This is a genomic window from Acinetobacter sp. LMB-5 (assembly GCF_001541635.1).
In the GTDB taxonomy this organism is placed as follows: Bacteria; Pseudomonadota; Gammaproteobacteria; order Pseudomonadales; family Moraxellaceae; genus Acinetobacter; species Acinetobacter pittii.
Genome location: NZ_LRDR01000013.1, coordinates 28,275 through 43,156, shown reverse-complemented (window position 1 = coordinate 43,156; position 14,882 = coordinate 28,275). Strand labels below are relative to the sequence as shown.

The 14,882-nt window shown below is 40.1% G+C and carries 13 protein-coding genes; 6 read left to right on the top strand and 7 right to left on the bottom strand.

The window, feature by feature from the left end; translation table 11 throughout:
• The first annotated feature begins 3 nt into the window (after positions 1-3).
• The gene (locus AW165_RS16065) at positions 4-1,188 is read left to right on the top strand and encodes a S41 family peptidase (protein WP_014208171.1); all 1,185 of its coding nucleotides are present in this window, start codon (positions 4-6) and stop codon (positions 1,186-1,188) included.
• A 3-nt stretch (positions 1,189-1,191) separates the two neighbouring features.
• On the opposite strand, the gene AW165_RS16060 is transcribed toward AW165_RS16065, so the two are convergent.
• From AW165_RS16060 to AW165_RS16050, 3 genes are read right to left on the bottom strand one after another with little or no spacing between them, the layout of a single operon-like run.
• Entirely contained in the window at positions 1,192-2,604 is a 1,413-nt protein-coding gene (locus AW165_RS16060) for a sigma-54-dependent transcriptional regulator (protein ID WP_060466389.1), read from the bottom strand.
• Between the two features lie 24 nt (positions 2,605-2,628).
• The gene (locus AW165_RS16055; protein ID WP_060466388.1) at positions 2,629-4,197 is read right to left on the bottom strand and encodes a sensor histidine kinase; all 1,569 of its coding nucleotides are present in this window, start codon (positions 4,195-4,197) and stop codon (positions 2,629-2,631) included.
• Positions 4,198-4,207: 10 nt separating this feature from the next.
• Positions 4,208-4,843 carry a response regulator gene (locus AW165_RS16050; RefSeq protein WP_002121174.1) on the bottom strand — a complete coding sequence of 212 codons (636 nt, stop codon included), beginning with the start codon at positions 4,841-4,843 and terminating at the stop codon, positions 4,208-4,210.
• A gap of 212 nt (positions 4,844-5,055) precedes the next feature.
• Between AW165_RS16050 and pbpG the strand changes: the two genes are divergently transcribed.
• Positions 5,056-6,102, top strand: coding sequence for a D-alanyl-D-alanine endopeptidase PBP7/8 (pbpG, locus tag AW165_RS16045; RefSeq protein WP_031946764.1), 1,047 nt, complete (start codon positions 5,056-5,058; stop codon positions 6,100-6,102).
• A gap of 108 nt (positions 6,103-6,210) precedes the next feature.
• Here pbpG and thrC read toward each other — a convergent pair whose 3' ends face one another.
• From thrC to xerD, 4 genes are all read right to left on the bottom strand, one after another.
• Positions 6,211-7,350, bottom strand: coding sequence for a threonine synthase (gene thrC, locus AW165_RS16040; protein WP_060466387.1), 1,140 nt, complete (start codon positions 7,348-7,350; stop codon positions 6,211-6,213).
• 54 nt (positions 7,351-7,404) lie between these two features.
• A complete protein-coding gene (locus tag AW165_RS16035) occupies positions 7,405-8,706 on the bottom strand; it encodes a homoserine dehydrogenase (protein WP_002121263.1) in 1,302 nt (433 codons plus the stop codon).
• Positions 8,707-8,949: 243 nt separating this feature from the next.
• Entirely contained in the window at positions 8,950-9,765 is an 816-nt protein-coding gene (locus tag AW165_RS16030; RefSeq protein ID WP_002121175.1) for a DsbC family protein, read from the bottom strand.
• Between the two features lie 146 nt (positions 9,766-9,911).
• Positions 9,912-10,832 (bottom strand): site-specific tyrosine recombinase XerD, encoded by a 921-nt coding sequence (gene xerD / locus AW165_RS16025; RefSeq protein WP_017385870.1) that lies wholly within the window; start codon positions 10,830-10,832, stop codon positions 9,912-9,914.
• Positions 10,833-10,975: 143 nt separating this feature from the next.
• On the opposite strand from xerD, the gene AW165_RS16020 reads away from it, so the two are divergent.
• From AW165_RS16020 to murD, 4 genes are all read left to right on the top strand, one after another.
• Positions 10,976-11,239 carry a FeoA family protein gene (locus AW165_RS16020; protein ID WP_002121198.1) on the top strand — a complete coding sequence of 88 codons (264 nt, stop codon included), beginning with the start codon at positions 10,976-10,978 and terminating at the stop codon, positions 11,237-11,239.
• A complete protein-coding gene (gene feoB, locus AW165_RS16015; protein WP_060466386.1) occupies positions 11,236-13,089 on the top strand; it encodes a ferrous iron transporter B in 1,854 nt (617 codons plus the stop codon). Before AW165_RS16020 ends, feoB begins: the two co-directional genes overlap by 4 nt.
• 20 nt (positions 13,090-13,109) lie before the next feature.
• Entirely contained in the window at positions 13,110-13,361 is a 252-nt protein-coding gene (locus tag AW165_RS16010; RefSeq protein ID WP_005065734.1) for a DUF6587 family protein, read from the top strand.
• A 160-nt stretch (positions 13,362-13,521) separates the two neighbouring features.
• The gene (gene murD, locus AW165_RS16005) at positions 13,522-14,868 is read left to right on the top strand and encodes a UDP-N-acetylmuramoyl-L-alanine--D-glutamate ligase (protein ID WP_060466385.1); all 1,347 of its coding nucleotides are present in this window, start codon (positions 13,522-13,524) and stop codon (positions 14,866-14,868) included.
• Positions 14,869-14,882: the final 14 nt, after the last annotated feature.

Below are 14,882 nucleotides of genomic sequence, written 5' to 3'. Positions count from 1 at the left end.
TGGATGCTGCAACACATTAAATATAAAAAACTTATTGTAAGTATGTTGCTGTGTTGCAGCCAATTTGCTTTTGCAGCGCCAGTTGTAAAAGAAAAAATGTCACCTTTGCATTCGGATTCGGAAGAACCGGAACATAGCTATGCAGAGGTGCCAATCGAGTCGATTCAACAGTTTGTGCAAATCTATGGAATCGTTCGAGATAATTACGTTGATGTGAAGTCTGACGATGCCTTGTTTCAACAAGCCATAAAAGGGTTAGTGAGCGGGTTAGATCGTTATTCGCGTTATTTATCGGCAGAAGAATATCGCCAACTGATTCAATACACAGAGGGTGATCTTGCATCAGTTGATTTTGCATTAAGCCCTGAATCACATGCTCATAAATGGATGATTCGTGATCTTAAAACCGGTTCTGATTCTTATAAATTAGGTTTGAGAAATGGTCAGACGATTCTCAAAATTGATAACCAAGATTTAAAAAATTTAAACCAAGATCAGGTATTTGGCCTACTTTACGGTTCTATAGGAAGTACACTTCAAGTACAAGCAGAAGAGCTAAACGGAAATATCAACTTAGTTCGTAATAAAAAAATAGAAACCGATATAGAACCTGTAATGCTACATAATCAGGTGCTTGTACTCAAAATTAGAGTATTCCAACAAGACACTGCTAATGAAATTAAAAGATTAATTGAAGAAAACAGTTCTCCACGTTTAAAAGCTGTTTTAATCGATTTGCGAAACAATCCGGGTGGGTTGTTATCGGCAGCAGTTGAGTCAGCAGATTTATTTTTAAATAACGGAATTATTGTTTCGACCAAAAGCCGTTCGGAAGGTAACCAGCAGTTTCAAGCTTTGCCCGGTAATGAATTTCAGAATATAAAACTGGGTATATTAATTAATCACCGCTCTGCATCGGCGGCAGAAGTTTTTACTGCGGCCATGAAAGAACACCAGCGTGCTTGGGTGATGGGTGAAAAAAGTTATGGAAAAGGTGTAGTACAAAAGCTATTTCCTTTACCGAGTGGAGCAGCTCTACAGATGACGGTCTCTCATTACTACACGCCAAATGGCAATATGATTGAAGGTCAGGGTATTCAACCTAACCAGACCTATCCATTACCTGCAGAAATGAAAGAAGATGTATATTTAGAGCGCGTTGCAGATTTATTTCTAAAGAGGAAGTAACTTTTATACTTCCTCTCCTATTTCAGTATCTAAGCCAAATTTTTTGAGTCGATAGCGCAAAGAACGGAAAGTCATTCCTAACTTTTTAGCCGCTAAAGTTCGATTCCAATGCGTCATGTTCAGAGCATTCAGTAAAATATCTTTTTCGATATTTTCTAAGTAGCGTTCTAAACCTTCCATTGGAAATTTTGGGTGAGTCTGAACAGCCAGTGTTTGATTTAGTTGTTTCGTTACGATTTGCGGGCTCACGCTACTGCCTCTAAGAGGAGGCGCTAAGTGTGTTAAATCAATGGACTCATCATCACTTAAAGTAATAGCCCGTTCAATCATATTTCTTAATTCACGAACATTACCCGGAAAGTCTTGCTGCAATAAGTAAGTTTCAGCGCTCGCTGTTAATTGCTTGCTTGAAACTCCCCATTCCGTACAAACCTTTTGAATAAAATGATTGGCCAATAGCAAAATATCTCCACCACGGTCACGTAGTGGCGGCAACATAATATCCATAACATGAATACGGAAAAATAAGTCCTGACGGAATTTACCTTGTTGAACTAATAAATCTAAGTCTTGGTGACTCGCACTGATTACTCGAAAATCAACATCAATTTCCTGATCTGAACCTACTGGGCGAATCTTTTTCTCTTGTACTGCGCGAAGCAATTTAACTTGCATACTTAAAGGCAATTCGGCAATTTCATCTAAAAATAAACTGCCGCCATGTGCCGATAAAATCAGACCTTGTTTGTCTTGAGCCGCTCCAGTAAAGCTCCCTTTTTTATGCCCGAAAAGTTCACTTTCCATGAGCTCAGTTGGGATTGCTCCACAGTTAATTGCAATAAATGGTCCTTCACTGCGGTTGCTTAAGCGGTGAATCAGATTCGCAACAACTTCTTTACCCGTACCAGACTCGCCTGTAACAAATACAGGAGCTTGGGAGCGGGCTATTTTTTTAATAGCTGTCCGTAAGTTTTGTATAGGTGGTGAACGCCCAATTAATAAGTCATTCTCTAGAGTTGTTTCACCAAATTCATGCTCTGGTTTTGGCTGATTGAGCGCTTTTTTTAATAGCTGATCTAAATGAATCTGGTTAATCGGTTTGCTGACAAAATCAAAAGCTCCAGTTTTTAATGCTGCAATTGCAATATCCATATTGCCGTATGCAGTTAAGACTGCAATGGGAGTGTGTGGGTAAGTTTGAGAAACATGTTGAACCAATTCTAAACCACTACCGTCAGGTAGATTTAAATCGGTCAAGCATGCATCGTAATGAAACTGAGTAAAAAGCTGTTTGGCCTGTTCAACCCGATAAGCAAGATGTGTCTTAATCCCCATTCGTGCAAGAGTCATTTGCATTAACAGGCACAAATCTTCTTCATCGTCTACAAGCAAAACGAGTGGTTGCTGTTCTGCCATTTCCCCAAAAACCTAATAAAAAAATCAATATATTATTGGGCATTCTATTCTGAAGCATGCCCCTTGTTTTTGCTCTACATAAGTGAGCTTTGCATGGTTTGCCTCACAAAAACTATGAGACAAATATAATCCTAAACCAGTTCCATTAATTTCGGTACTAAAAAATGGCTTAAATAATTGAGATATATCACGTTTTGAAACACCTTCACCGTAATCGATCACATCAATATAAATTTTATTTGTTTGTGAATGGATATTGATCAGAACATAGGGAGAGTCGGGTGCATTATGGCGTAGAGCATTCCTAACAAGGTTAATTAACACTTGTCTGAGTTGCTTTTCATCAAACAATAGCTTTAAGGATAAATCAGAACTTTTAAGCTGGATCGCATGTTTAACATCAGATAAATCTTCATCTAATAACGTTTTTAAGAAGTCGTTTAATTCAATCTGGATGGGATACGTTCTTTCACTGCGGGCAAGTCCTAACGTATCTTGAACAATACTATCAATACGTTTGGTTTGCTTTCCAATCATATTGCGTAAAGTATTTTGCTGCTCCACATCACTATCTTTGAGTAATTCATTTGCTTGAACAATGGCTGCAAGAGGATTACGGATCTCATGTGCAATACTTGCTGAGAGTTGTCCTAAAGCGGCAAGTTTGAGTTGTTGAGCTTGCTGATTAATCTGCTGTGCATCTTGTAAGATGAGTAGTGTTAATGCTTGCTGCGGCACCAAAAGATGTTGCACTTTAATATTAATAGAGTAGGCTGAAAGCCGAGATTCAAAAATAAATCGATCACCTTCTTTTAAGTTATCAAACTTAAGAATTTCAAATAAGTCAGCATACCATTTTGCTAAGGGATATTTTTCACTGGCAAATTGAGGTGGAATTCCTAAAAGAGAGCAGGCGGCTGGGTTACTTAAAACAATGTCATAGTTTTCATCTAGAACTAAATAGCCCTCTTCAATTTGTTCCAAGATATAGCGGTTAATATTTTGTAGTTGATAGAGTTCTATTGATTGATGGAAAGTTAGCGCTTCAAGTAATTTAAAGCGCTGGACCGCAATTTGTCCGATTCCGTGTACTACAAAAAACAAGAAGGCCAATAAAGCGCTATTACCGATCGTATTTAAATTATTGTAGTCAAATAAACTGCCAACGAAGCGTTGGTAAATAACGGCAATGACTGCAAGTAATGTAATGAGCAACGACATTCTTGCGCTAAGTAAAATGGCCGAAGTAAATATGGCAATCACATAGAGCAAGCTGAGTTGAAGATTGGGTTCACCTACAGAAAATGTAAGTAAACTCAGACAGATAATATCAACTACAAAAAATAAAATGAGCTGCCTTGTGGCCTGAGTGGCAATAAACTTAAAGCATAAAAGTTGAAGAAGGCTTAAAAGCGAATAGCCGAATAGTGTGTAAGAATATAAAGTGGGTTGCTGTAGACTATTGTCGATTTGAGCATCGGTTAAAACCAAAATAATATTCAGGCTAACCGCAATAATAAGGCGATATAAACCATACCACGTGCCCAAACGAAATATCGTATGGGACAAGGATGAGTTTACGGGAAATTGCATGTAAGTCTGATTAAGGCTTGATCAGACCGTAACGAATCGCGAGATGAGTTAGTTTAACATCACTATCAATGGCTAGCTTTTCAAAAATACGGTAGCGGTAAGTATTCACTGTTTTAACACTTACAAAAAGTTTGTCTGCAATTTCTTGAGCGCTAATACAATTTACAACCATCATTGCAACTTGCATTTCTCGTTCAGAGAGAGAATCAAAAGGTGATTGCTGTGTGTCGGATAAATAAGAACTTGCTAGTTGTTCCGCAATATCGGCACTAAAGTATTTGCCGCCTTGCATCACTTTATTAATAGCCCGAACCATTTCTGTAATTGGAGCACCTTTGGTAATGTAGCCTTTAGCTCCTGCTTTAAGCAAAAGAGAAGGGTATGGTTCTTCTGCTAAGCCACTGACTGCAATCACTTTTGTATCTGGTGCTGTTTGCAGTAAACGGCGGGTTGTTTCTACGCCACCGATGCCAGGCATATTGACATCAAGTAGCACAACTTGAGGATGTTTCTGACGAACAATAGCAATTGCTTCTTCACCCGATTCGGCTTGTCCAATGACCTCTACATCGGCATGATCTTCTAACATACGGCAAATCCCCGTACGTACAAGTTCATGGTCATCCACAACTAAAACTGTAATCAAGAAGACCTCCTTTCTTTCAAAAAACAAGTTTTTTGTTACATAAAGCAAAATTAGCTTGCAATGGAATGACAAAATTAGCAATCCTATTCTTATATAGTGAGCGAATAGTTGTGCACAATTGTGTCGGTAAAAGCGTTATACCTTATACCTCAAATGTAAGGCATAATTATAGTAAGCGCAAATGTGTATCACCCTGAGTCGAGTATTGTGCCGTGAAAAATTCTAAAAAGTCTTTAATGCATGTGCTAAGCATGTCTATTTTGCTTAGTTTGAGTTCAACAAGCTTTGCAGAACTCGTCAATAACCCGTCCTCAGGGAATAGTGGTACTGCAAGCTTAAATTGGTCTTCAGCTGATGCTAGCCAATTTTTAAATGATGAAGATGACGAACCTACTCCGCAAGGTTCAACATCGGTAACCACAACTTTGCGTGGTGGTAGTGCACCGAAAATTGTAGCATCTGCACCGAAAATTGCTCCAATCCGTGATACGACTGGTTACAATGCCCAGCCGAGTGTAAGTGCTCGAGCTGCACTTGTGATGGACGCGCAAACTGGTGAAGTACTCTACAGTAAAAATACCAACGCTTCTGTGCCAATTGCTTCTATTACTAAGTTGATGACAGCAGTTGTAACGGCAGATGCCCGTTTAAACATGTCAGAAGAAATTACACTTGAGCAAATCGATTTTGCTGGTGCAAATGGTAAAAACTCAAGTTCAACCTTACGTGTTGGCGACAAGATGAATCGTGCAGAAGTTCTTCTGTTTGCTCTAATGAAATCAGAAAACCCAGCAGCGGCGGCTTTAGCACGTACTTATCCAGGTGGTCGTCCAGCATTCGTCGCTGCAATGAATTCTAAAGCACGTGCTTTAGGTATGAACGCAACCCACTATTATGAGTCAACTGGTTTAGATCCGCGTAATGTATCTTCTGCGCGTGACTTAGGGATTTTGGCAAGTACAGCTTCTCAATATGGCTTGATTCGTCAATTCTCAACTACACCAACTTATGATTTTAACTTAGGTTATCGCGTGTTGAAATCTAACAATACCAATGCTCTTGTACGCAATGGTGGTTGGAATATTAACTTGTCTAAAACTGGATATATTAATGAAGCAGGTCGCTGTGTTGTAATGCACACGACTGTAAATTCACGTCCGGCAGTCATTGTATTACTGGGTGAACCAAGTACACAGGCACGTAATAATGATGCAACTAACTTATTGGGTTGGTTAAGTAATTTACCAAAACGTATTTAAGTTCAATATTCTAAAAAACGCTTCTATCAAGAAGCGTTTTTTTATGGCTATAAAAAAAGACATAAAAAAACGGCTGTTTAATACAGCCGTTTTTTTAAAAATAAGATCTTACATATTAGATAAAATCGAATCTTTTACTTGGTCCATTGTTGCATCAATTGACAACATCACTGCATCAGCACATTGTTTGATTGCAGTGTCAGGATCTTTCAAGCCATTACCCGTTACTGTACATACAATTACAGAACCTTCAGCAATTTTACCCGCTTTAATATCACGGATCGCACCGCCGATAGAAGCAGCAGACGCTGGCTCAACAAATACGCCTTCATACATAGAAAGTAAGCGTTGAGCTTCTAAAATTTCGCTGTCTTGAAGTTCATCAAACCAGCCTTTAGAGTCACGTACTACAGCTTTTGCATGGTTCCAGCTTTGTGGATTACCAATACGGATTGCAGTTGCAACAGTTTCAGGGCTTTCAACTGGAGCGCCACGTAAGAATGGAGCTGCGCCAGAAGCTTGGTAACCCACCATAGTCGGTAAACCTTCTGGTTTTGGACCAGTGAATTGATCAGTCGCAGCATCATAAATCACTTGTTCAAACTGATCAGCAGGCTGGTCTGCTACAGCTTCGGTATAACCCATCCAGTGAGCGGTGATATTACCTGCGTTACCTACAGGTAAGCAGTGGTAATCAGGTGCACGGCCTAAAGCTTCAACGATTTCATAAGCAATCGTCTTTTGACCTTGCAAACGGTAAGGGTTGATTGAGTTTACAATCGTTACAGGCGCTTGATCAGCAACTTCTTTTACAAGACGCATACCATCATCGAAGTTACCACGAATTTGCATAGTGATCGCACCATACATCATCGCTTGTGCCATTTTACCCATTGCAATTTTGCCTTCTGGAATCAAAACAAATGCTTTGATACCTGCACGTGCAGCATAGGCAGCAGCAGCAGCAGAAGTGTTACCAGTAGATGCACAGATAATCGCTTTAGAGCCTTCTTCAACCGCTTTGGTTACAGCCATGGTCATACCACGGTCTTTAAATGAACCAGTTGGGTTTAAACCCTCGTATTTCACATAAATTTCAACATCTTTGCCAATAATACGTGGAATATTCTCAAGTTTAATGAGTGGGGTGTTGCCTTCACCCAAAGAGATAGCACGAGTAGTTGCCGAAACTGGCAAACGGTCACGATAACGATCTACAAGACCAGTATAACGATTGGCATTAGACATGATGGTGTTCCAATTAGAGGTGAAGCGGGAGAGGGAATCTTTCCCTCAACCTGATTAACTATCGAGCGATTCTAAACGAATTCTTACGATTTCGCCACGAATTGCAGGTAATGCTTGAATTTGTGCAAGAGCATCATCCATTTTAGATTCAACGATTGGATCGGTCAGAATCACGATTGGAATAAGGTCTTTTAAACGAGATTGTTGCATGATTGCATCAATACTAATTCCAGCGCGACTTAAGATGGTCGTCACATCTGCAAGTACGCCAGTTTGGTCTTCTGCATTTAAGCGAATGTAATAACCTGTGGTCATTTCTTCACGGCTTAAAATTGGCACATTTGTTAATGCTTCAAAAGCCAACTGAGGAATTGTTCCTGCGCCATCTTCGGTATAAGAGATGTCACGAACAATATCAATAACGTCGGCAACAACCGCAGAAGCTGTAGGACCTGCGCCTGCACCCGCGCCGTAATAGAGTGTTGGACCTACGGCATTTGCCTGAACTAACACAGCATTTTTAACGCCGTTTACATTCGCAATAAGCTGTTCATCTGGAATAAGTGTTGGGTGAACACGTAACTCAATACCTTTTTCAGCACGACGTGCAATACCGAGATGTTTAATACGGAAACCAAGATCTTCTGCATATTTCACATCTTGCGCAGTGATTTTGCTGATACCTTCGGTATAAACCTTATCAAACTGAAGAGGAATACCAAACGCACAAGACGCTAAAATGGTAAGTTTGTGCGCAGCATCAATACCTTCAACGTCAAAAGTTGGGTCTGCTTCTGCATAACCGAGTTCTTGAGCTTCTTTTAATACATCATCAAATGCACGACCTTTCTCACGCATTTCAGTCAGAATAAAATTACCTGTACCATTAATAATACCTGCCAACCATTCGATATGGTTTGCAGCAAGACCTTCACGGATCACTTTAATAATTGGAATACCACCAGCAACTGCTGCTTCATAAGCAATTTGCACAGCATTGTCTTCTGCTGCTTTAAATAATTCATTGCCATGTTCAGCGAGTAACGCTTTGTTTGCAGTCACGACTTGTTTGCCGTGTTTGATCGCTTCCATAATAACTTCGTAAGCAGGGTGGATCCCACCCATAACTTCTACAACTACATCAACGTCTGGTTGACGAACGATGTCAAGTAAATCGGCGCTTTGTTTAATCCCTTCCAATTCAAGATCTGGACGAGGGCGGCGTGTTCCAACGTGGGTAATTTGAATTTCTCGACCGGTGCGACGTTTAATTTCAGCGGCATTTTCTTGTAGTAGTTTAAGGGCTCCTCCACCTACGGTTCCTAGACCGAGTATTGCCAGGCGAACTGGTTTCACGTCACACTCCATTCATCATTTAATCATTTAGTTGAAGCTAGATCATAGCTAAAAAAAACGCCAGACTCTAGCGCTTTTAGTGCCTGTTCAATGAATTAGAGTGCGATGTTTGGAAAAGAAGAGTAGATCAGTCTTTAAACAGAGGTTGTTTAAATATTAATTATTGAAAAAACAAAGCGCTGCAATCAGAGCAGCGCTTTTTAAAAGAGATAGATGATTAATCATTCATCAGCCTAAAGGATGTTATTTATCCAGACGTTTAATTAATTCATCCGGTGTTAGGTATCCACCTAAGTACTCGCCATCAACATTATAAATAGCCGGTGTTCCATTTACACCCATGTTTAAACCAAGTTGATATTGTTCACGGACAGGGTTTTTACATTGAGCTGGTGGAATATTAATGCCTTGTACGGCTTGGTTAAAGGCAGCTTTACGGTCTGCACTACACCATACAGCTTCCATGGTCGGCATAAATTGTTCACCGCGTGGCCAAGCGATATAGCGTACCTCAATACCTTTTTCATTAATTTCAGGTAAATGCTCATGTAATTTGTGGCAATAAGGACAGCTTGCATCGGTAAACACATAAATCACATGTTTAGCCTTACCACCTTTAGCTGGGTAAACGATCAAATCTTCATTTTTTAAAGCAGCAAGATGCTTTTTATTTTCTGAAGCTTGAAGATTATCGCCAATATTATGTAGTTCTTTACCGCCTAAACGAATGACATCACCTTGAATCAGGTATTTGCCATCACTGGTTGTATAAATCGACGTCATTCCTTCGAGATTTACCCAATATAAGTTAGGCACTTCAGTAGGCTTGATATCTAAAATTTTGGCGTTGATGTTTGCATTCTTAAATTGTTTTTGCAAAGTTTCAATTAAACGCTGTTTCGCATTGCGTTCAATGATGGTTGAAGCTTCCCCAGTAGCAGGTGCGGTCGCAGTGAGCGCATCTTCTTTTTGTGGTTTGTTTTCTTTAGAACAAGCACTGAATAACAGGCTAGAAGCCAAAGCACAGGCAAGAAAAAGTTGAGATCGGGTAAAAGACATAGATAACCCTTATTTCATCAGTATTTATAGTCAGAAGCTGCTAAGCATAACAAAAAATCTAGCGTGTATTGTTAAAACTTTCTTAACCTTTGTGAACGAAATCAAGTGATTGTTAGGCGTATTTCAAATAATAAGTTTTAAATTTTTTAACCTCTAGGATGATGTTTTTCATGCAATTGTTGCATTCTCACTTGTGCTACATGTGTGTAAATTTGAGTAGTTGATAAGTCACTATGGCCCAATAACATTTGTACTACGCGTAAATCGGCGCCGTGATTGAGCAGGTGTGTTGCAAAGGCGTGACGTAATGTGTGAGGTGAGAGTTCAGCTTGAATATTGGCTTGTAAGGCGTAACGTTTAATGGCATACCAGAAGTTCTGACGGCTCATAATTCCGCCGTGTTGAGTTAAAAAGAGATAGTCAGTAGAGCTTTTATAGAGTTGAGGCCGAGCATCCTGCAAGTAGCGTTCTACCCATTCACAAGCAAATTGCCCTAGCGGGACCAAACGCTCTTTATTACCTTTACCAGTAATTCTTAAATAGCCTTGTTTTAAGTTAATAAGTTCTAGGCGCAAGTTCAGCAGTTCTGAAACACGTAAACCACATGCGTAAAGAACTTCAAACATTGCCCGATCGCGTAAACCCAGTGCCGTATCAATATCAGGGGCCTGAATCAGTGCTTCGACATCTTCTTCTGATAGATCTTTGGGTAAGGCTCTGCCAATTTTTGGAGAATGATGGGTTGCTACAGGATTATCGCTTCGTAATTTCTGTTCACGTAAAAATTTGTAAAACTGGCGTAGGGCAGATAAGCAACGGGCAATCGAGCGCGGGCTTTTTCCAGCTTTAGTCAACTCAATCAAAACATCAGCGATATCATCACTTGTCCACTCTGGAAGAGCTGATTTTTTATGAAGTTCACTGCATTGAATAAGGTCGGATAAATAAGCATTACGTGTATGTGGACTTACCGTCTGAGCAACGAGATAGTCACGAAAACCTTGTAAAAAGCTCAAATGTTCAGGAATTTGAACAGGGCTTGGAATACGCGGTTTTTTATTCAACATACACTAGATCCTCTAAACCTCTGTACTGTAAAAGAAACTTTAAGGTTTGTCGATTAAACTGAATAAGAAGTGAAATTTAACCTTATTTGGTAATTATTCTCATTTATATGTATACTATTAAAAAAGGTTTAGGATCGGATGCGGTGCGTTTATCAGCTTTAAAAGTGAAGCAAGCGGCGACCATCACCAAAGTGAATCGGATAGAACTAGAGTCCGAGCAGCAAGATTTGGTCGCAATTCGTTTGGAAAGTCTGGGCTTTGTACCGGGCACACGAGTGGAAGTGATTACCAAAGGTATTTTTGGTGGTGATCCGATCTTAATCCAAATTGGCTTTACTCGTTTCGCTTTACGTAAAGCAGAAGCGGAAAAAATTGAAATTCAAGTAGAAGAAGGAGTACCCGCATGAGTGATGCGTTACGTATTGCCCTTGTGGGAAACCCTAACTGTGGTAAAACCTCTCTTTTTAACCATTTAACGGGAACTCGACAAAAAGTTGCAAACTATGCTGGTGTAACGGTCGAGCGTAAGGTTGGTCATTTTCAGTTGCCTTCAGGCCGAGCAGTGCGTGTACTTGATTTGCCGGGTACATATAGCCTTAATGCCACCAGTCCTGATGAAGTGATTACCCGTGACGTTTGTTTGGGTAAGATTGCAGAAGAAGGGCAGCAAGATGCCTTTTTATGTGTGGTTGATGCCACTAACTTAAAATTGCATTTAGGACTAGTACTCGAAATGATCGAGTTGGGTCGTCCGATTTTACTTGTACTGAATATGATGGATGAAGCGCGTCGTCGTGGCATCCAAATTAATACTCAAAAGTTGTCTCAACGTTTGGGTGTACCAGTTGTTGAAACAGTTGCCGTCCGTAATGCGGGTATTGAAAATTTATTACATGCCCTTGATCAAGAAAAATACAGTGTGCCACAAACCGAACTGAGTGGTTTAACTGGAACTCATCACCAAAAAATCGATATGATTTTTAAAGATGTAGTTCATTATGTTGATCATGGAGATAAGCGTACTGATTTTCTAGATCGAATTTTCTTACATCCGGTTTTAGGCCTACTTAGCCTTGCCATCATGATGTTTATTGTGTTCCAAGCAGTGTTTGCATGGGCAGCTCCATTCATGGATGGTATTGAAGGCTTCTTCGGCTGGCTTGGTGAGGTAGTGGGAACTGTGATTACCCAACCACTACTGCATAGTTTGGTTGTTGACGGAATTATTGCAGGCGCGGGTGGCGTAGTTGTGTTCTTGCCACAAATTTTGATCTTGTTCTTCTTTATTTTAGTACTCGAAGAATCAGGCTATTTACCGCGTGCAGCATTCTTGCTTGATAAATTAATGTTCCAAGCTGGTTTAAGTGGCCGTGCCTTTATTCCTTTACTTTCGAGCTTTGCTTGTGCAGTACCGGGAATTATGGCAACGCGTAGTATTAGTGACCCTCGTGATCGTTTTACGACCATTATGGTTGCGCCTTTAATGACTTGTTCGGCACGTTTACCCGTCTATGCCTTGCTGATTGCTGCCTTTATTCCAGAGAAAATGGTCTGGGGTATTTTTAACCTGCAAGGTTTAGTGCTTTTCGGTCTGTATATGGCTGGTATTGTAAGTGCGCTTTGCGTTTCATTTTTAATGAAGTTTTTGCAAAAAGATAAATCGCAACATGCTTTACTGCTAGAGCTACCAAGTTATCGTTTCCCTGATTTAAAAAGTGTGGGAATCGGTTTATTGGATCGTGCAAAGATCTTCTTGAAACGCGTCGGCGGAATCATTTTTGCGCTCTCTATTTTGCTTTGGTTCTTGTGTACTTTCCCGCAGCCACCAGAAGGGGCGACATTACCTGCCATAGATTATAGTTTTGCAGGTATGCTCGGACATCTTATCCAACCTTTATTTGCTCCAGTTGGTTTTAATTGGCAAATCTGTATCGCTTTAATCCCAGCTATGGCTGCTCGTGAAGTGGTTGTCGCGGCATTAGGTACAGTTTATGCCTTGTCTGCAACAGATGATGATGCTGTGGCACAAGGTTTGTCACATCTGATTAGTGCAGATGGAACAGGTTGGTCTTTGGCAACAGGTTTATCACTTTTAGTGTGGTTCATTTATGCTCCACATTGTTTGGCAACACTGGCAACGGTACGTCGCGAAACAGGTTCATGGAAACATGTTGCAGTTATGACTGCATATCTGTTTGGTTTAGCTTATTTTGCATCGTTTGTTACCTATCAAATTGCTTCCCACTACTGGGGCTAAAGCAATAAAGGAGGTTGTATATGGTTCAATATCTGATTATTGCGGTTTTAGTGATTTGGAGTGCTGTAGTTGTTTTTAAGAAAGTATTTCCAAAAACAGCAAATTCAGTCTTTTCTTCACTCTCAGCATTTTGCGAAAAGCAAGGTTGGGTAACTTTGGCAAAATGGCTTAAACCGAAAATAGCCTTTGGTTGTGCTGGCGGTTGTGGGTGTTCAAGCGAAGATAAACCTACCAATACAGTTCAAGAAATTAAGCCGATTAAATGGCAATAAATTTAGTATTCCTTGTTTCGTTTAAAAAGCCATCATATTGATGGCTTTTTTACGCACTGACACAAAAAAAGATGAATAAAGTTCAAACTGAAAAAGCATTCAAAACAGCAAAGTGCTAACATTTTTGCCATTCTGTCGATTGATAAATTGTGGGGCAAAAATGTTAATACAACGTGGTGGGTTAAAAGTTGTAGCAGGCTTGGGAATATCAGGCGTTTCTACTCTAAATTTCCTGCATGAACAAGGCTACCAAGTTGCAGTAACAGATTCTCGTCCCACGCCACCAGGGCATGATCAGATCCCAGCTGGCGTTAAAACCAGTTTTGGTCAACTTGACCAAGAATTATTATTACAAGCAGAAGAAATTATTTTAAGCCCAGGCCTTGCACCGCAATTACCGGAAATTCAGGCAGCTATTGCCAAAGGTATTTCTGTGGTAGGTGATATTCAATTATTACGCCGTGCAACTGATGTTCCTATTGTAGCGATCACTGGCTCTAATGCTAAAAGTACAGTAACGACTTTAATTGGCTTAATGGCTAAAGATGCGGGTAAGAAAGTTGCCGTGGGTGGCAATCTTGGACGTCCGGCTCTAGATTTATTAAAAGATCAACCTGAGTTAATTGTACTTGAGCTATCAAGTTTTCAGCTAGAAACCACGTCTCACTTAAATGCTGAAGTTGCTGTGGTTCTCAATATGAGTGAAGACCACTTAGATCGTCACGGCAATATGTTGGGTTACCATCAAGCAAAACACCGTATTTTCCAAGGCGTTAAAAAAGTAGTATTTAACCGTGATGATGCTTTAAGTCGTCCTCTTGTTCCAGATACCACACCAATGCAAAGCTTTGGTTTAAATGCACCAGATTTAAATCAATATGGTGTTTTAAGAGATGGCGATGGCACGCTTTGGCTTGCGCGTGGTTTACAGCGTTTAATTAAAAGCTCAGATTTATATATTCAAGGCATGCATAACGTAGCAAATGCTTTAGCTTGTCTCGCATTAGGTGAGGCAATAGGCCTGCCTATGGAATCTATGCTTGAAACCTTAAAACAATTTAAAGGGTTAGAGCATCGCTGTGAATATGTAAAGACTGTGCATGATGTACGTTATTACAATGATTCCAAAGGCACCAATGTTGGCGCTACGCTTGCAGCGATTGATGGTTTAGGCGCTGCAATTGAGGTTAAAAAAGGTAAGGTTGCCTTGATTTTAGGTGGGCAAGGTAAAGGTCAGGATTTTGGCCCATTACGTTCTTCTATCGAAAAATATGCCAAAGTTGTGGTATTGATTGGTGAGGATGCTCCGGTGATTGAACAAGCCATTCAAGGTGCAACCAAAATTTTACATGCAGCAACGCTTAAAGAAGCTGTAGAGCTGTCTCAACGTGAAACACAGGCAGAAGATGTGGTGTTGTTATCACCAGCATGTGCAAGTTTCGATATGTTTAAAAGTTATAATGACCGTGGTCAGCAGTTTGTTGCCTGCGTCAATTCGTTGGTTTAAAGAAAACATGATTA